This window comes from Paenibacillus sp. JT31N7, from assembly GCF_059692095.1.
Genome location: NZ_JCAUAT010000002.1, coordinates 857,224 through 876,126, shown reverse-complemented (window position 1 = coordinate 876,126; position 18,903 = coordinate 857,224). Strand labels below are relative to the sequence as shown.

Sequence of the window (18,903 nt, the reverse complement as noted above, 5' to 3'; positions counted from 1 at the left end):
TCTCCTTCCAGGAGACATTTTCGCATAAGGAGGTTATATGCGCATGACCCGTGTACAATACGACCGCAACAGCTGGATCATCGACGGCAGACGGGTATTTATTTTATCCGCCGCCGTCCATTACTTCCGGCTGCCGAGAGCGGAATGGGCGGAAGTGCTCGACAAATCCAAGGAGGGCGGTTGCAATTGCATCGAAACCTATGTCCCCTGGAACTGGCACGAAGAAGAGGAAGGGCAGTGGGATTTCAGCGGAGACAAGGATCTTGGAGCGTTCCTGGACCTCTGCGCCGAGCGCGGCCTGTACGTCATCGTTCGGCCGGGACCGTACATTTGCGCGGAATGGGATATGGGCGGGCTGCCCTACTGGCTGGAGCGGAAGCCGGATATGCAGTACCGGAAATTCCACCGGGAATTTCTGCACTATGTGGACCTGTACTGGGACCGTCTCGTACCGGTCGTTCTGCCCCGTCTTTTTTCGAACTCGGGCACCGTTATTATGGTTCAGGTGGAAAACGAATTCCAGGCGCTCGGCAAGCCGGATAAAGCGTACATGGAATATTTGCGGGACGGGCTGAAAGAACGGGGGATCGACGTTCCCCTGGTTACCTGCTACGGGGCTGTAGACGGAGCGGTCGAGTTCCGCAATTTCTGGTCTCATGCCGAGGAGCACGCCCGTACGCTGGAAGAGCGTTTCGCCGACCAGCCCAAAGGAGTCCTGGAGTTCTGGATCGGCTGGTTCGAGCAGTGGGGCGGACCGCGGGCCAATCAGAAAACCGCGTCCCAGGTGGAACGCAAGACGTACGAGCTGATCCGCGAAGGGTTTACGGCAATTAACTATTACATGTTTTTCGGCGGTACGAATTTCGGGCATTGGGGCGGCAGAACGATCGGGGAGCACACGTTTATGACCACCTCCTACGATTACGACGCTGCGCTCGACGAATATTTGAGGCCCACGGCCAAGTACAAAGCGCTGAAGCTCGTCCATGATTTCGTGCGCTGGATGGAGCCTCTTCTGACCGAAAACGCCGGCAGCACAGCCTTTATTCCGCTGGGCAAACATTCGGGCGTCAAAAAGAAATCCGGCCCGCAGGGCACGATTCTGTTTATTCATAACGACGATACGGAGCGTCTGAACGGGATGCTCGACCTTCAAAAGTTCGGCATCGGCTGTCCTCTTTCGGGAGACAACGATTCCTTGCAAGGCGGGGCGCTACAGGCGTCCGATCGGCATGACACCGCGGCCGCCGCTTCCGGCCCGGCCGCGAAGCCGGTCTCCCCGCTCCCTTACACGGTGGAAGCGGGAGCCATCCTGCCGGTCGTATGCGGCGTGGAAATCGGCAGCACCGGGTCCGGCGAGCCGGTCACCCTGGAGGCGATGACCGGCTTCACGACCGGCTTCGACCGCGGCAGAGGCGCCGTGTACCACGAGGCGGGCCAGCAGTCCGCGCTCGTCCTTTCCGCGGGCGGCCTCCGCGGACTGGAAGCGGACTGTCCGCTGCCGCAGCGCGTTCAGACGGACGAAGAAGGCCGCCTCGTCTTTACGCTGTTCCACGGGAAACGGCCGCAGACCATCACGGTCCGGCACGGCGGGACGGAACTCGCCCGCATTACCGTGACGGACCGTACCGCTGTGGAAGCGGAAGCGGCCTCTATCCCGGCCACCCGGGGAACGGCCCCGGCCCTGACGGACTGGCAGCAGGCCGCCGAGCAGGATGCCGCGAAGGGGGATTCCCGCGAAGCCGAAGCTCCGCTCGACTTTACTTCCTTCGGCCGGTTCAGCGGGTACCTGGCTTACGAGGCCGAGATCGACTCCGCAGAGGAAGCGCTTCGTACGCTCACGCTGCCGCGTATCGAAGACCCGGCCAGGATCTACGTAAACGGCCGGTACGCCGGACAGACGACCGAGATCGGAGCGGCGGCGCTGGATATTCCGCTTCGGCAGGGAGTCAACCGCCTGCGGATTCTTGTGCAGAATATGGGCCGCTACAATTTTACCCAGACACTTGCCGAGCCGAAAGGGCTGAGCGCAATGCCGAGCCTGGGCGGAGTTACTGCCGATTTGACGGAGGGCTGGCAGGTTGACGGCGCCGGACGCGTCCATTCTTTGCGGGTGCTGCCGGAAATCGAAGGCCGGATCGGCTTGTACCGGACGCTGCATACCGGCAACGAATTCGACTGCGGCGTCATCGTCGGGTACGGTTTGTCCAGGCTGCGCGTGAACGGGCGGCAGGTCGTACCCCAGCTCTGCAACGAGACGGCATGGAACCGCAACGATGCCCCGTACGGGGTGGCGGACATCGGCAGTCTGTTCCGGGAAGGCAGCAACGAGCTGGAGTTCGATGCGGAAGGGATTACTCACATTCCGAAAATGAAGCTCTATCTGTATGCTTCCGCTTCCCGTATTTCGCGCTGGATGACGGCAGGCGCGGCCGATCCGGCCGGTGTGACGGACTGGTCCCCACTGGAGCCGAAGCCGAAGGCGGCGGCAGCACCGTCAGGGGAGACGGTCCCCGACCGGGACAAGCTTCCACGCTGGTTTAAAGCTTCGTTCGAATGGCCGGAAGACAGCGGCGGCGTCAGTCTGAAGCACACAGGCAGCTCCGACGATCCGGTGCAGACCGGTGCGCCGGAAGGAGCCAAGCTGAAAATCACGCTCGACGGGCTCAGCAAGGGGATTTTGTGGGTCAACGGATTTTGCCTGGGCCGTTACTGGCAGATCGGTCCCCAGGAATCCTACAAGATTCCGGTCAGCCTGCTGGAGAAGCGCAACGAGGTTCTTTTCTACGACGAAGAGGGCTGCAATCCTGCCGGCGTCAGACTGGAGCTTGTGGGCGGGCCCGTTTAAGCCGCCGGAAACGTGAGTTCTTTTTATAAAAGCAAAAGGCATCGGAACTGTTCTGCGAGGACGGTTCCGGTGTCTTTTTTATTCCCGATAAAACAAGAATATAACAAAATTTTTTGCCATATTTAAATTAAATAATAAAATAATACTTCAAAAAGCGCTTTCTTTCCCTGATAATAGAAAAAGGTGGGGGCATTTCTAAATCATGAATGAAAGTGCGTCCGGTTCATAAAATCTTTATAAAGATAGGGGGTGGAGTTTACAAGACAACCGTATACTTTCCTGACATGGCCCATTGCTTAACAGCATGAATGCGGAAATGACGACAAACTTTGAATCAGCTTGGGAGGTATGTGACGACAATGGCAAAAAACAGACGGAGACTGGCATCTTTTCTCAGCGGAATGATGCTGTGTTCCTTGCTGCTGCCTGCAGGACAGGGATTGGCGGCGGTGCCCGGAACGACAGCTTCGGCAGGACAAATCGTGGACAAGCGGGTGGTGGAAATCGGGCCCGGCGCCACGTATCAATGGATGAATATGAAGCTGGACCGGGGGCCGGAAAAGCTCCATTTTGTGGAGTTCGATCCCAAAAACGCGGCGTTGGAGCTGCAGGCGGGCAAAACGGGAGGCAAAGTTTACGGCATGCAGGGCGTCAGCCAGATGGCCGCCGATGCGGACCGGGCGGGCAATCGGGTCATTGCGGCCGTTAACGGGGATTTTTACGATATGTCCACGGGAATTCCGACGGGACTGTTCATGGGAGACGGCGAAATTCTTGCAAGTCCCCCGGGGGGCTGGTACGCCTTCGGCATAAAAGCCGACGGAACGAGCCTTTACGGGCCGAGCCCGAAGCTGGACCGGACTCTTGCGTTCGGAGGGCAAAGCAGCTCCCTTACGGAAATCAACCGGCTGCGGGGGACGGAGTCGCTCGTTCTTTACACACCCGAGTTTCATACGTCGACGATGACCAACGACCTCGGGGACGAGGTTGTGCTCGATGTGACCGGCGGAGCCGTGCAGAGCGGCCAGACGCTCGTGATGAAAGTATCCGAAGTTCATAAAAATAAAGGGAATACCCCGATGGCCAAAAATCAGGTGGTTCTGTCGGCCTCGGGCAAGTTCCGGGATACGCTGGCTGCTTTAAAGCCGGGGGATGATGTTACCGCCAGCTTTACGCTGGAAGGCGAATGGAAAGACGTCCGGGTGGCTATCGGCGGTTCGGGGCTGCTCGTCAAGGACGGGGCCGCCCAGCCGCACAGCGATCCGGCGGCGCATCCGAGAACGGCCGTGGGGACGAAAGCGGACGGTTCCGTCATCCTGCTGGAAATCGACGGCCGTCAGCCGGGCTTCAGCGAAGGCGTGGATTTGACGGAGCTGGGCCGTCTGATGAAAGACCTCGGCGCCGTCAATGCGCTGAACCTCGACGGGGGCGGATCCTCCACCTTCGTGGCGCGGATGCCCGGCGAGACAACGCGGAAAATTCTGAACACGCCCTCCGACGGAGGAGAACGCAAAACCGCCAACGGCCTCCTGCTCGTCAACAAGGCGCCGGAAGGCGCTGCGGACAAACTGGTCGTCCAGCCGCAAACGGAGCGTGTCCTGACCGGCTCGTCCGCTGCGTTCAAGGCGGCTGCCGTGGATGCCAATCTGCATCCCGCGTCTTTTAACGGGACTGCTCAGTGGAGTATCGATCCGGCAGTCGGGACGTTTGCCCCGGACGGTACGTTTACGGCCGGCGGCAAGGCGGGCGAAGCCGTCGTCACGGCCGCCTCGGGCGGGTTGACGGGAACCGGAAAGGTGGAAGTGGTGGAAGATTTGACCGAACTTAAATTTGCCGATGCCGTCAAAACGTTCTCGGCCGGCAATTCGGAGACGCTGAAAATAACCGCCCTGCGTGACGGACAGGTCGTTCAGGCGGACAACAGCCGGATTCAGTGGCGCACCGAGGGGCCCATTGGTTCGATTGACGCCGCCGGGGTGTTCACCGCCACGGCCGAAACAGAGAAAACCGGAAAGATTTATGCCAAATACAAGAATATAGAAACATCTCTGGATGTGCATGTCGGTGTTCCTCCGGTTATTCTGGAAGACTTCGAGAACAGCCTGGACCGCTACAATCTGAGTTCGGGCGCTCAGTTCAAGAGCACGAAGGTAAGCATCGAAACGAATGAAGAGTTCGTACGTTTCGGCAAAAACTCGCTGAAGCTGGCCTACGATTTCACCGGGATGCCCGGGACCTCAGGTGCTTATCTGCAGGTAAAAAGCGGTGCCCAGCCGATTCAGATTCCGGGATACCCCGAGAAAATCAGCATGTGGGTGTACGGGGACGGGAACAAACACTGGCTTCGTGCACAAATGCGCGACGGCAAAGGTGCCGTGGCGCTTGATTTTGTCGACCAGACGGTCGGGGTCGATTTCAAAGGGTGGAAGTACCTGGAGGCCGTCGTGCCGAAAGGAAGAACCCTCCCGCTGACGATGGATATGCCGGTCCGCTATATGGAAACCTCTTCGGCCAAGAAGGATGCCGGGGCCATTTACGTCGACCAGATCCGGGCGCTTTACGGGCCTGCGCAGGACGATATGGACCCGCCTGTCCTGAAAAATTTCTCGCCGGCCGAAGGCGAAACGATTAAAACCAATCTGCCGACGATCAAAGTGTACGGCGAGGACTACGGCTACGATCCCGCCAAGCATCCCGGCACGACCCTGATCGACCCGGACAAGATCCGTTTCTATCTTGACGGGGCCTTGGTGCAGCATACGCTGTATCCGCCGGAGGGCCGGATCTATTACACGCCGGGTACGCCTCTAGCCGACGGGATTCATCAGGCGAAGGTTTCGGTCCGCGACCTGTCGGGCAACCAGACGACCAAGGAATGGACGTTCAACGTAGACACGGGCTCGGCCAAAATGGTGTACGACACGCCTAAAGAAGTGTATGCGGGCAGTACGTACTCCATTGACATCAAAGGACTCAAGACCGGAAGTATCAAAAACGGGCATATCGACTTCGCCTTCGATCCGGGAAAAGCGGAAAACATCCGTCTTGTCCGCGGCCCGAAGCTCAGCGGAACGCAGCTGACAGCCGACATTGACGGCGTAGCGGGCCTTGTCAGCCTGAAAATGAAAGACCTTCAGACGGCCTCCCTGACGGATCAGGATATCATCGGCCAAATTCAGTACGATATCCGCAAGGATGCGGCCGGTACGAATCTCATCGCTTTTAAGTCCGGCTCCGTGTCATTTGCGAATACGGGGGATACCAGCTTCTCCTTCTTCGGCTTGCCTCTCTCTTCGGAGATCAAGAATCAGCTGAAGCTGGAATGGAACGAATACGGCCACGTTCAGGGGTACGAGACGGAGTTCGCCGTGAAAGACGGGCGTGGAGCCGCCGTCGAAGGTGCCACGGTGCTCGCGGACGGCTCCCCCGCCGGAACGACGGACGCCCAGGGCAAGCTTAAGACCGGGGCGCTGACGGCCGCCGTCAAAAGCTACAAGCTGCAAGCGGCGAAAGGGAATTCCTACAGCGCGGTTTCCGTCTTTACGGTGTCTCCCCTCGGAGGGAGCGAGACGCCTTATAACATCGGCGTGAACATGGGCCCGGACCCGGCCGCATCGCGCGCGTTTATCTGGCATACGAATCCCGGAACCGAACCGACTGTGGTCGAACTCGTCAAGCAGTCGGAATTTACGGATTTTCAGGGAAGCAATGTGAAACGGATTACGGGAGACAGCAGCTTGTACGGCACGCTGGACATCGGGACGATCCGCATTCATAAAGCGGTTGCGGACGGTCTGGAGCCGGGAACCTCTTACGTGTACCGCGTAGGAGACGGTAAAGGCCATACGAGCAAGCAGGGGACGTTCAAGACGGCGGAACTTGCGGGCGACCAGACGAAATTCTTGTATTTCGCGGATTCCCAGGCAGGCGATCAGGCAGGCTTTAATCTATGGGGCAATACGGTGAGAAAAGCGGTCGCCGACAACCCCGATGCGGAATTCATGGTTCATGCGGGGGATATGGTCGACAAAGGCTTTAACGAGAAAGAATGGAACATGTGGTTCGGGGCGGCCCAGGATGCGTTTTTGAATACGACGCTCGTGGGCACGATCGGCAATCACGAAGTGATGGGAACGAGAGAAAACAGCGATTTCCTGGCACACTTCAACCAGCCGGGCACCGGACTGGACAGCCTGAAGGGCAGCAGCTTTTCCTATGACTACAAGGACGTTCACTTTGTGGTACTGAACAGCGAATACCAGTATGAAGAGCAGAAAGAATGGCTGAAGCGGGATCTGGCCAAAACGAACAAGAAGTGGAAGGTCGCCATTTTCCACCGGGGTCCGTACGGAAGTATTTACGATACCGCCGAAATCCGGAATTTATGGGCTCCTGTCCTTGAGGAGAACAAGGTGGACCTCGTGCTGAACGGGCACGATCATATTTATTTGAGAACCTTCCCGATGAAAAATAACAAAATCGTGGCGGACGGACAGGGAACGACCTATGTAGTTGCCGGTTCCAGCGGCCCGAAATTTTATCCGGTCACCAAACGGGACTGGCAGCGGGTAATCGACGAAGAGCAGACGCAAATGTATGCTTCCGTCGAGATTAACGGCGACGAGCTGAAATTTGTGACGAAAACGGTCGGCGGCCGGATCGTGGACGAATTCAGCCTGTATAAAAAATCGGTGCCTCCGGCATCCGTAGACATTGAACAGCAAGATCTTAAGCTTGCCGTGGGGGAAAGCGTAAAACTTACCGCTGCCGTGAAACCGGATGAGGCGACGGACAAGAGCGTGACATGGGCCGTATACAGCTCGAGTCCGGCGGGCGCCGTAACCGTTACGGCCGATGGACTGGTAAAAGCGGCGGGTCTCGGTACGGCGGTGATCCGGGCGGCGAGTGTCACGGCGCCCGACGTGTACGGAGATACGACCGTGACGGTGGACCGGCTTCCGTCGGGGCAGCTCGCTTCCATTGAGCTGTCCGGCAAGGGTTCGCTTAAAGTCGGGGAAACCGATCAGACGGTAACCCGGGCGGTATACACGGACAACAGCCGGTTCGATCTGCTGGACGGCGTGACTTACAGCAGCAGCCGGCCGTCTGTGGCGCAGATCGACCCGCATGGAGCGGTGAAGGCCTTGACGGAAGGGACGACCGTCCTGTCCGCCGTCTACGGCGGATTCACCGCGCAGTACGAGCTGACGGTGAAGGCTTCCGGCAGCGGAGGCAGTGACGGCGGCAGCGGAGGAGGTTCCGGCGGAGATAACGGCGGCGGCGTAAGCCCAACCGTGCCTCCGGTAGAGCCGCCCGTGAAGCCGCAGCCCGGCTCCGCCGGGAAGCTTGCCGCCACCGCAGCAGAGCTGGCGGCGATGAAAGCCCAAGGCGGGGTCACGTTCGTGACGTCCGCGCCGTTTGAAGAGCTGACGCTGCCGGGGAATGCCGGTGCGCTCTTGGGCGGCACCGCCGTCCGCGTCCAAGCGGGCAACGTGGCGGTGACGCTTCCCGCAGCCGTCCTGCACGAGCTGGGCGAGCTGGTGCCGGCCGCCGAGCGGGAGGGCAGCACGCTGAAGCTGAGCGCTGTCCGGATCGCCGGCGAAGAGGCCCGCAGGCTGCTCGGCAGCGCATCGGCTGCTTCCGGCGCACGGCTTGCGGCGGGAAGCGACGTGCTGGAGCTGCATCTGACCGTCACGACGAAGGACGGCAAAACTAGCGAGCTGACGACGTTTGCGAAGCCGGTCACGATTGAGCTCCCGGTCGGTGCGAACGTGAACGAAGCGCTTGCGGGCATTTATCATATCGCCGGCAGCGGCGCCCTGAAGTACGTCGGCGGTACTTGGCGTCTGGGCAAGCTATCGGCCGATGTGAGCCATTTCAGCACGTACGCCGTGCTGGAATACGGCAAAGCCTATGCCGATGTGCCCGCAGACCACTGGGCTGCCGGGGTTATCATGGAGCTGACGGCCCGGCACCTGATTGAGGGAATGACCGAGAACACGTTTGCTCCCGAGCGGGAAGTGACGCGGGCCGAGTTTACGGCCATGCTCGTCCGTCTGCTGAATCTCCAAGCGGAGGGGATTCCGGACTTCTCCGACGTGTCCGGAAAGGACTGGTACGCGGGCGCCGTTGCCGCAGCTTCCAAGGCCGGACTTGTAAGCGGCGTCGGCGCCGGCAAATTCGCGCCGGAAGCGGTCATCAAGCGCCAGGAAATGGCGGCGATGATCGTGCGGGCGTACGAGGCTGCGGCCGGAGCGAAGGCATCCGGTGACGATTCCGTCCGTTTCGCCGACGTGGAGGATTCCCCCGCATGGGTGCGGGAAGCCGTCGACGCCGCCTCGCGCCTGGGTCTGGTGAACGGGCGCACGGCCGACGGATTCGTGCCTGAAGGCACCGCCACGCGCGCCGAAAGCGTGCAGGTGATCGCCAACCTGCTGAATAAGCTGGGAGGCGCCATCCGTTAATGCGGAAAGGCGGGTAACGGTTAACGCGCAAGGGTAACACAGGGAACACGAGTAACACGAAAGTAACAGGGGTAACGGGGTAACAAAGGTAACACGAGAAATCCTTCCTGCCTCAGGGAGTTATATAGTAAGGAACTGAGATAATGGGAGAAGCGCCCCTCCCTTTGCGGATTTAGTATGTGCCCTCATGTCCCGCGTTCGCGCATTCGCCGGAGCGAAGGATTGGGAGGAGCATCTTCCCTAAGAAACATAGCTTTGCTTTAACAACCTGCCCGGCGTCTTCTGACGACGAGGCAGGTTTTATTTTGCCGTAAAACTTCTGGAACTTTCTACCGGGCTTTTCCGAAACATGATATGATTCAACCGAAACAGATTGCAGGAATGGACGGGATGAACATGCAAAATACACTGCTGCTTGTGGAAGACGATACCGAAATCAGCGATATGGTAAGCGATTATTTGACGAAGGAAGGGTTTGTAGTCGTGCGCGCCTACGACGGGGAAGAAGCGGTCCGCAAATTTGCCGGTCAGCCGTTCGATCTGGTTTTGCTGGATCTGATGCTGCCGAAACTGAGCGGCATGGACTTCCTTCAGCAGATACGGCAGAGAAGCCTCGTACCCGTTCTGATTACGTCCGCCAAGGACGGCGACGTCGATAAGGCGCTCGGCCTCGGCTTCGGCGCAGACGATTATATCGCCAAGCCGTTCTCCATGATCGAGCTGGCCGCCCGGATCAAAGCGGCGATCCGCAGGGCGACGCAGTATGCGGCGGCACCCGTGGAACAGATACCGGCCCCGGCGGAATTACTGCGCGTTCACGAGCTGGTCATCGACCTCGATAATTTTTCGGTAAGCAAAAAAGGAACGGAGCTGAAGCTGACAGCCAAGGAGTTTCATCTATTAAAACTGTTTGCCGTTCACCCCAAACGGGTTTTTACGAAAGCGCAAATTTACAGCTCGGTATGGGAAGACGACTATTTCGGGGATGAAAATGTCATCAACGTCCATATGCGACGGCTGAGGGAAAAGATCGAAGACGATCCGTCGAATCCGGTCTACATCAAGACGCTCTGGGGAATCGGCTATAAGCTGGGAGAATTCGGGGAATGACCGGGTGGACGGGATTGCTGCTCGCCCTGCTTGCCGTCTCTCTCGTTTTTCACTTCGTACAGTACAGAAGCAAGAAAAAGCGGGACGAAAGCCTCGCCTACATAACGGACCGGCTGGACGAGTTTTTAAACGGAGACGCCGCCCGTGGGAAACTGCTGCATCTGACGGACGACAAGCAGCTGATCGCTCTGCTGAACGGACTGAACGGGCTTGTGGAGATCAATCAGCGAATAACGGCCACCTACAACAAAACCGAAGATTCGATGCGCAAAATGCTCGCCAACATTTCCCACGATCTCAAAACGCCCCTGACCGTCGTGCTCGGTTATATGGAAACGCTCATTCAAAACCCATCCACGCCTGACGAAGAACGGAAACGGCTGATGGGGAAAGTCCATGGCAAGGCTGGGGAAGTACTCGCCCTGATCAATCAGTTTTTCGATCTGGCCCGGCTGGAGTCCGGGGACCGGGATATTCCTCTGGACCGGATTCTTCTCAACGAAGTGTGCTCGCAGACGATCCTCGCTTTCTATGAACCGCTGACCTCCAAGGGTGTGGAGGTTGTAATCGCGATGCCGGAGACTCCGGTTTACGTGCTGGGGAACGAAGAGGCGCTGGTACGCATTTTGAACAACCTCATCTCCAACGCCTCCCAATACGGCAGCGACGGGAACATGCTGGGCCTCACTCTGCGCGAGGACGAGGAGCATGCCTATGTCGAGGTGTGGGACCGGGGCAAAGGGATCAGCGAGCTTCATCAGGACCGGGTTTTCGAGCGCATGTATACGCTGGAGGATTCCCGCAATCCCCTTTATCAGGGAAGCGGCCTCGGGCTGACGATTACGAAGCGGCTGGTAGAGAAGCTCGGCGGCGTTATTACGCTGACCAGCAGGCCTTACATGAAAACGTCATTCACCGTAAAGCTCAAAAAAACGGCTTACGGGAGGACGTAAGATTTTTGTAAGAATCGAGTAATAAAAAAGAGAAAATCGGAAGCTAAACTAAAAATCAGAAAGAGGAGATACGAAAGGGGACAATGGAATGGGCACACTGCTAAAAACGACGCGGCTGACGAAAGTGTTTGACGGCAAAGAAGTGATTTCGGACGTCGATATGACGATCCGGCAGGGGGAAATTTACGGGTTTCTCGGATTGAACGGAGCGGGCAAAACGACCGTGATGAAAATGATGACGAACCTGATTAAACCGACCGGCGGCGAAATTGAAATTTTCGGTGAAAAATTAACGGAAAACTCTTACGAGATTCTGAAACGGATGGGCAGCATTATCGAGTATCCGGTGTTTTACGACAGGCTGACCGCGCTGGAAAATCTGGAGCTCCATTGCGAGTACATGGGCTTCCATAATAAAGCCGCCATCGGGGAGGCGCTGGACCTGGTTCAGCTGAAAAATATCGACCGCAAGCCGGTCAAAGACTTCTCGCTGGGCATGAGGCAGCGGCTCGGTATCGCGCGGGCCATCACGACCCGTCCGGAACTGCTGCTGCTCGATGAGCCGATCAACGGTCTGGATCCCGTCGGCATCAAGGAATTGAGAAGCCTTTTCAAGATGCTGAGCAAGGAATACGGCATCACCCTGCTGATCTCCAGTCACATTCTGGGCGAGATCGAACAAATCGCCGATACGGTCGGCGTCATCAGCGAAGGCAAGCTGATTGAACAGGTACCGATGGACGAGGTAAGAGGCAGACATACCGAATATATCGAAGTGGTTACGCCGGACCTCAACAAAGCGGTCTATGTGCTGGAAAGCAAGCTCGGTATGCGCAACTACAAAGTCGTCGGCGAGCAAACGGTGCGCATTTACGAACGGGGAGTTTCGCAGGCGGAAATTTCCAAAGGTCTGCTTCTAAACGGAGTTGAAATCGAGGCCCTGAACAAGAAGGCGAGCTCGCTCGAAGACTATTTCCTGCAAGCCATTCACGGAGGCGGCGTCCATGCTTAAATTGATGAAACTGGAGCTTAAAAAATATAAATTCGGCGGATATCTCCCGGGCATTGTGATCGCCAACGTCGTGATTCTGCTGCTTATCGGCGTGATTCATGTGGCGGAACGGGTAGACAACGTCATTGATGCTTATCAGGACTATACGATGGCGTTCGGTGTCATCATCGGGTTCGTCAAGATCACCTTCATTATTTTTGCCTCCGTCATTCTGGCCAAGCTTGTGATCGGGGAATATAATGCCAAAACGGTCAACATTCTGTTCACCTACCCGGTCCGCCGGAAAAAGATCATGGCAGCCAAGCTGCTGCTGGTCAGTCTCTGGACCTTCGCCACGGTTTTCCTCTCCGGCTTGTTTGTAACCGGCGTTTTTCTGCTGGCGGACGCTTCGCTGAATATGGTGCCCGAAACGTTAACCGCCCCGATAATCGTGGATCACGTTCTGCGTCTGCTGCTGAACGCCGTGTCGGCGGCAGGGATTTGCCTGATTCCGCTTCTGTTCGGCATGATGAAGAAATCGGTTCCCGCGACGATTGTTTCCGCCGTCATCCTGGTGACCATCACCGATTCGAACAACATGGGGTTCTCGCTGAGTGCCGGATATATCTTTCCGCTTGTTTTTGCGGCCGCCGGTGTGCTGATCGCGTTCTGGTCCATCCGTAAAATAGAAACATCCGACGTCCTCTAGATGGGCGCGTCTGGAAAGAAAGGAAACTATTGAACCCTTCCTCCAAGATAGTGTATGATGATCCTTTGAGGAAGGGAGAATAGGAAAATGTTTACTTTAAAGGAAGAGAGCCTGAGAACAAAACGCATTTTATATGCGCTCATGGCCATTGTGCTGGTGGTTTCCGCTTTCACGGCGCTTTATTACGGAGACGATTTTTTACTGGGCACTTACGAAAAGATGGACAATGACGACGTCAAATATATGTATGCGGCGAAGGTGCTTGTGGAGGAAGGGACGCTGGTCTACAAAAGCTACCCGAACCCGACCTTATTCATTATGCCGGGCTTTCCCGTGATGCTGTCTTTCTTTATGTGGATATTCGGGGATTACGAAAATACGGCGATCGCCGTCAGGCTCTTTCAATGTGTTCTGCAGGCGGCTTCCGTTTATCTGCTGTTCGTTATTGCCCGGCATATGTTCAATTCCCGGGTCGCGCTGATCGCCTGTATCATCGCCGCCCTGTATCCGCCGAATTATTATACCAGCGGAGTTATCTTGTCGGAGGGGATCTTCCAGATCATTTTCCTGCTGTTGATGTGCATGACACTGTACGCGCTTCAGAAGCCGTCTGTCGGCAAATACATAGGAATCGGGGTTCTTCTGGCCCTATGCGCGTATTTTAAGCCTCAATTCATTTTGTTTCCGCTCATAATCGGCGTCACCTGGCTGATCCGCCGGGTCCCGTTCAAAAAGATGGTTCTGTACACGGCTACGATCGTGCTGACCGCCTGCCTGCTGTTAAGTCCATGGTGGGTCCGGAACTATGTCCAATTCGGCAAGTTTATCCCGTTTACGGATTCGTCGGGCAATCCGATGCTGATGGGGGTGCTTCCGGGCGAGCCTTCTCCGGGATTTTTCAAAGAGTATCCGCAATATTCGCCGGACGTCTACGACGATTCCACGGAGAAAGTCGGCCACATTATTTTATACAGCCTGAAAACGAAGCCGTTCGAAACGATCAAATGGTATTTGTTCGATAAAACGATTCTGGCTTTCGAGCAGACGTTCTACTGGCTGGACTTCTGGGGGATGTCTTACAATTTCGTTCTGGCTCTCCATATTATTTTGTGCGTGCTGGGAGTCGCGGGTTTTATAGCGGCTTTGATCAAGCGCAGGGGAGATATTCTAGTGGCGGCACTGACGGTCGCGTATGTGATCGGGGTCCATATTCCGTTCGTCCAATTTTCGAGATACATGTATCCGATCGTATTTATCTTTATGATTTTTGCCGCCTACCTGATCGCGGTGCTGTTCGGATCGCTGTCTTCCAGGAGGTCTTATTCTGTCTCCCGGCACTATCCGTAATAACGTCTTTCGGCCTTATCGCAGCCGGAAGGATATCCGCAAATGGTTACGAAAGCGGAGGATGTTGTAACTTTAAAAGAACGCCTGAATTTGGTAGCATGGAATAGTCTTCCATTTCATCCGAATCAGGCGAAAGCGGCCGGACTTCTGGAAGGGAGTCCGGTCTTTTTTATTTGTTTACACGTTGACGGGATTGGAGAGTGACCGGTGCTATGAAAAAAGGGGGCAAAGCGGCTGCGGCCGCGTTGTTGGCCTTCAGTTTATCGGGTGTGTATGCTTCCGTATCTTACGGCGAAGGGAGCGCGTTCAAAGACGTTCCCGGCGATTTCTGGGGCAGGGATGTTATCGAATGGGCGGTCGGCGATAAACTCGTCGACGGTTACCCGGACGGGACCTTTAAGCCTGCCCAGGCGGTGGTGCAGAACGAGTTTCTGGCCATACTGATCCGGGCTTACCGGCCTGGAGATTTCAAGCCGGACCCGGACAGCTCCGACTGGGCTTCGCCTTATGTGGACTATGCGAGCCGTTTGGGATGGCCGGTCGTTCAAACGTCGGTCATCGACCGGAACGCTTCGGCGCGGAAAGCGCTGACGAGAGGCAGGGCGGCCCAGCTTCTTGCAAGCGCATCGGGCAGACATTACAGCGTGGACGATTCCGTCCGGTATGTGCTGGATGTCGGGCTGGCCGAAGGCAAAGAAGGGCGGACCCCGGAAGGCTTCGGCAAAGACGACACGCTTAGCCGGGCCGAGGCCGTTACTTTCGTGCAGCGGCTGAAGGGGAGCCAGAGCCGTCTGCGGCCCAGCCCCGGCAGTTTGGAGGTGTATGATTTGAGCAAGCTAAATACGGTGGCTTATGCCAACAAGACGTACGGATTTTCGCTCCATCTTCCGGCGGAGTGGGAAGGCAAAATCGACATCGAAGAGGACGGGGAATCCGTCCGGTTCATTCATCGCGCGAGCAGAGACGCCGGCGGTCTTCTTTTTTCGGTGAGCGTAGGTTCCAAGGAAGATTACGAACAAACTAGTGAACTGATCCGCACTGTATATCTGGGCGTCAAAGGGGACCGTCATGTATACATCTGCTATCCTTCCGATGTGCAGTACAGCCTGGGAGACGCCAAGTCGGGTGCGGAATTTCATGATCTGTCCGACGGGATCAAGAGCCTGAAGCCGACCTTCCAATGGAAGTAGGGCGGGGGCAGGGCTCTGATGCAGTCATACAACGGCAGGTGTGAGTAAGATGGAATAGAAACCGTACGGAGCTGTCCGGCTAGGCCATGCCTTTCGGCCGGAAAGTGATAGGTCTGTACGGAATTCCGTACTTTGGGCCGCCGGCGAAGTCTGGCTGGCTTTAGGCGGACAGCTTTCAGCTCGATAAACAAACAAAAGGACATTTCCCCGTCTTTAGACGGGGGAATGTCCTTTGCCGTTGTTTTAACATGGATAAAGAAGTTCAAATGATATAAATCCGGCCGGTTCCGAGCCATCATGGTTCAGCATAAACCCGGAATCACTGTTCGATATGGCTCACATTGATTTTGTAAGCCGGCACGGAGCGGTCTCCCTGGAGAATTTTCGTCTCCCCGGCATAGGTGCCCGTAACGACCGCATTGCCGGGCTTCCAGGAGAACTTGCCGGTCAGCAGGACATACAGGCCGTCCATCTCCGACACGGCCATTCCGCTGCCGGTCCGGGTAATCGCGAGAGGCAGGCGGACAACCGTTTCCGCCTGCTGCTGCGGGAGCTCGGACAGCTGGATGTCCTTCGCTTCGAGGGAAGGGTCCGGCACCTGCTGCGGAACTTCGGCCAGTGCGTACTGCCTTCCCTGAAGCTTGTAGACCGCTTCCTGTCCGCTGCCCGCTCCGGCGGGATTGCTCACGAGGAGCGCGCCCGCACTCTGCAGCTTATAGCCGTCGGCCTCCACGTCGAGCAGCACGTTCAGGCTGGAGGCGTCCACTTCGTAAGCGGTGTACCGGGCCTTGCGGGTGCGGGACTGGCTCTCCAGCATCACGACCGGGAGCTTGCCCGCGCTCAGACCCTCCGCGAAGGAGACCGCCTTGACGGCCAGCCCGCCGCCGATCTCGCCTTCCGTCGAGACGACCGAGCCGTCGGCCTGCAGGCGCGCGGTCACCAGCGTCCCGCGGTCGGTTACGCCGGCGGCGATCGCCTCGGCCCCCCAGAGCCCCTTGGCTCCGGCGGTCTGCACGAACCGGACGTTCTCCTTCGCCTTCGCCAGAAGGACGCCGGGCTCGGCCGCCATCCACCGGATCTCGGTCTGGCGGATTTCTTTGCCCGTATCCTTGTAGTCCCCGAGCGCTTTGTACAGCGCGATCGCGTCCGCAAACTTGCCTGCGGAAGCAAGCTGCTCCGCATTGGCCGTTTGCTTCCGCACGGACGATTGAATAAAGGCATTTACTTTGGAGGAAGAACCGGAGAGCTCCTTCCGATTCTGGAACGCTTTCGCATGAGTCAGAAAGCCGGGTACGTCATTCGCGTCCAGCAGCCGGGTCAGCGTGCTCTGCACATAGGTTTCCGCTTTAGGAAGCACCCAGGCGGCCTCGACTTTGCGTTCCGAGTAAAATTGGCGGATCCGGACGATTTCCCCGAGCGCTTCTTCGAAAGATTTCTGATTTAAAATCGTCTGGAGCCGGGCCGTATCATATTTTTGGAAAAGGGCGTTCAAATCTTTTCGTTTGGTTTTCTCGTCTTTATAGACGGAAGCCGGGAGCTGAAGCAGCAGAGACATGGCGGATTCGCCGTCCTGCGCCGAGGCGCCGGTTCCCTGCTGAAGCCCGGCCGTAAGCGACTTCCTCGCTCCCGCCAAGGCGGCGGCAAACTGCTCGTCCAACTTGTAAGCGTCCGTCAGCTCGCTGAAGCGTTTTTTGGCGGATTCGTCGGCGGTGCCTGCTTCCGTTTTCTTGGCCTGATAGGTTTCGTAAGCCTGCAGCAGCCGGGCATGCTCCTGCGTGCCCCCGCTTGTAACGCCGATTTCGGAAGCCAGCGTTGCGAACAGCCGCTTCAGCTCGGTAACGGGACGCAGGGCATGCAGGGCGGCTCCGATTTCGTCGTTTTTATAATCGAAAGAAGAGATTCCCAAGGCTTTCATGTAGAGGTCCTCCGCCTCGATATCGCGGCCTGCCGCTTGTTCGGCGGCGGCTCTGGCGTACAGGTCGGTCTTGTGCCAGACGCTGTACCCTTTGTATCCCGCGAGGCCAAGCATGAGGGTCAGCAGAAGAATGGCTCCGTTTCTGTAACGGATGGACCGGTGGTACGTAGAACCTAGCATGACGTGCAGTCCTTTCATATGCAGCCCTCAAACTCGGGATCGGCCCCGTATTTGCGGGCGGCCGTTTCCAGTGCTTTCTGCCGCAGCTCGGGAGCCCGGTCCGGGTTCTCCTTCATCAGGCGGCACAGCCGCAGCAGCCGCTCGCGGGGCAGCTCGTCCACGAAGTCGTAAAGGAGGGAAGCGTACTCGAATGCGTATTCCTTCACGCGCAGCGCGGCGGCGGCAACCAGGGCGAGCGTCGCCCGCCCTTCCAGCATCCCGCCGATCTGGACGCGGTGTTTCTGCACATAATCGAGGGTGTCGCGCTGCACCAGGCCCGGATTGACCTTGGCCGCTTCGTACAGATAAGTAATGAAGCCGGGCTCGAACTCATCGGGAATGAGCGTGCCCAGTTCCAGCTCCATATCGCTGCGCAGAATAAACCGGTTCAGGCAGTACACCTTGAGGTTGCGGATATGGCTGCCGGTAATGAGGGCTCCGATTTCCCTCAGCTTCTCGTAAGCGGACTTGAAATCCCCGTCCTCCATATCGGAAGCGGCGTCATCGACGTCCAGCAGGATGCCTTTGCGGATCGCCCGGTTTTCGCCGAGCAGCAGCTTGCGCAGAGTGGCGTTCATAAGCGCCTCGGCGTATCTTCTGCGCAGGAGCGCGTAGACCGCGATGAGCAGAACTCCCGCTCCGGCCGCCAAGGCCATCTCCTCGAAAGAGCGGGCGAAATAGAAGGCGGCGCAGGCGATCGCGGCCAGAATGAGGGCATCCCGCTGGATATTGCGTCTGAGCACGGAGGAGACGATGTCCCCGATGGACAGGAATTTCCGCCCGGCTCCGCATGAAAGGCAGTTATCGTGCCAGAGCACGGAATAAGTGCCGCAACGCGTGCACTGTTTTAATCGTTCATAAGTATGTACGGTTTGACGGGCTTTGCGGAGCTCTACCGGAATTTTGCCGCTCATGAGGGATCACCTTCGTTCAGTTCGGTCATAAATTCCCGGTCGGTGCTCTCTGTAGTCAAGGCCGCGCGGTTCGCGGAGATCCACGTCAGCCAGCGGATTAGGACGAAGAGGACCAGGAGGGCAAGAACAATCATCGTCAGCATAACATTCTCCTATCGGACAATTTCATAAATTTGCCGGATTTTTAGGATCCGGACCCCCGTAAAAGTGGAATTAGCTTCTTGAAAAAGTTAAGATGTGAAT

At 57.2% G+C, this 18,903-nt stretch carries 12 protein-coding genes; 9 read left to right on the top strand and 3 right to left on the bottom strand.

The window, feature by feature from the left end:
* Positions 1–43: 43 nt before the first annotated feature.
* The 9 genes from AC58P5_RS14230 to AC58P5_RS14190 all read left to right on the top strand — a co-directional run bounded on the left by AC58P5_RS14230 (position 44) and on the right by AC58P5_RS14190 (position 15,612).
* Complete coding sequence (locus tag AC58P5_RS14230) at positions 44–2,848, top strand: beta-galactosidase (protein WP_497387479.1); 2,805 nt, start codon at positions 44–46, stop codon at positions 2,846–2,848.
* A 359-nt stretch (positions 2,849–3,207) separates the two neighbouring features.
* The gene (locus AC58P5_RS14225) at positions 3,208–9,312 is read left to right on the top strand and encodes a phosphodiester glycosidase family protein (RefSeq protein ID WP_497387477.1); all 6,105 of its coding nucleotides are present in this window, start codon (positions 3,208–3,210) and stop codon (positions 9,310–9,312) included.
* A 396-nt stretch (positions 9,313–9,708) separates the two neighbouring features.
* Positions 9,709–10,422: a response regulator transcription factor gene (locus AC58P5_RS14220; RefSeq protein WP_497387588.1), complete on the top strand. Its 714-nt coding sequence runs from the start codon at positions 9,709–9,711 to the stop codon at positions 10,420–10,422.
* Positions 10,419–11,375: a sensor histidine kinase gene (locus tag AC58P5_RS14215; RefSeq protein WP_497387475.1), complete on the top strand. Its 957-nt coding sequence runs from the start codon at positions 10,419–10,421 to the stop codon at positions 11,373–11,375. Before AC58P5_RS14220 ends, AC58P5_RS14215 begins: the two co-directional genes overlap by 4 nt.
* Before the next feature lie 88 nt (positions 11,376–11,463).
* A complete protein-coding gene (locus AC58P5_RS14210) occupies positions 11,464–12,387 on the top strand; it encodes an ABC transporter ATP-binding protein (RefSeq protein ID WP_497387473.1) in 924 nt (307 codons plus the stop codon).
* The gene (locus AC58P5_RS14205) at positions 12,380–13,075 is read left to right on the top strand and encodes an ABC transporter permease (protein ID WP_497387471.1); all 696 of its coding nucleotides are present in this window, start codon (positions 12,380–12,382) and stop codon (positions 13,073–13,075) included. The genes AC58P5_RS14210 and AC58P5_RS14205 overlap by 8 nt, the downstream gene beginning before the upstream one ends.
* Before the next feature lie 87 nt (positions 13,076–13,162).
* Positions 13,163–14,422 carry an ArnT family glycosyltransferase gene (locus AC58P5_RS14200; RefSeq protein WP_497387469.1) on the top strand — a complete coding sequence of 420 codons (1,260 nt, stop codon included), beginning with the start codon at positions 13,163–13,165 and terminating at the stop codon, positions 14,420–14,422.
* Positions 14,423–14,464: 42 nt separating this feature from the next.
* A complete protein-coding gene (locus AC58P5_RS14195; protein WP_497387467.1) occupies positions 14,465–14,626 on the top strand; it encodes a hypothetical protein in 162 nt (53 codons plus the stop codon).
* 8 nt (positions 14,627–14,634) lie between these two features.
* Positions 14,635–15,612, top strand: a complete 978-nt coding sequence (locus AC58P5_RS14190; protein WP_497387465.1) for an S-layer homology domain-containing protein — start codon at positions 14,635–14,637, stop codon at positions 15,610–15,612.
* Positions 15,613–15,931: 319 nt separating this feature from the next.
* Here AC58P5_RS14190 and AC58P5_RS14185 read toward each other — a convergent pair whose 3' ends face one another.
* From AC58P5_RS14185 to AC58P5_RS14175, 3 genes are read right to left on the bottom strand one after another with little or no spacing between them, the layout of a single operon-like run.
* On the bottom strand, positions 15,932–17,725 hold the full coding sequence (locus AC58P5_RS14185) for a hypothetical protein (RefSeq protein ID WP_497387463.1): 1,794 nt from the start codon (positions 17,723–17,725) through the stop codon (positions 15,932–15,934).
* Positions 17,722–18,660: a hypothetical protein gene (locus tag AC58P5_RS14180; protein ID WP_497387461.1), complete on the bottom strand. Its 939-nt coding sequence runs from the start codon at positions 18,658–18,660 to the stop codon at positions 17,722–17,724. The genes AC58P5_RS14185 and AC58P5_RS14180 overlap by 4 nt, the downstream gene beginning before the upstream one ends.
* The gene (locus AC58P5_RS14175) at positions 18,657–18,803 is read right to left on the bottom strand and encodes a hypothetical protein (protein ID WP_497387459.1); all 147 of its coding nucleotides are present in this window, start codon (positions 18,801–18,803) and stop codon (positions 18,657–18,659) included. The genes AC58P5_RS14180 and AC58P5_RS14175 overlap by 4 nt, the downstream gene beginning before the upstream one ends.
* Positions 18,804–18,903 lie beyond the last annotated feature (100 nt).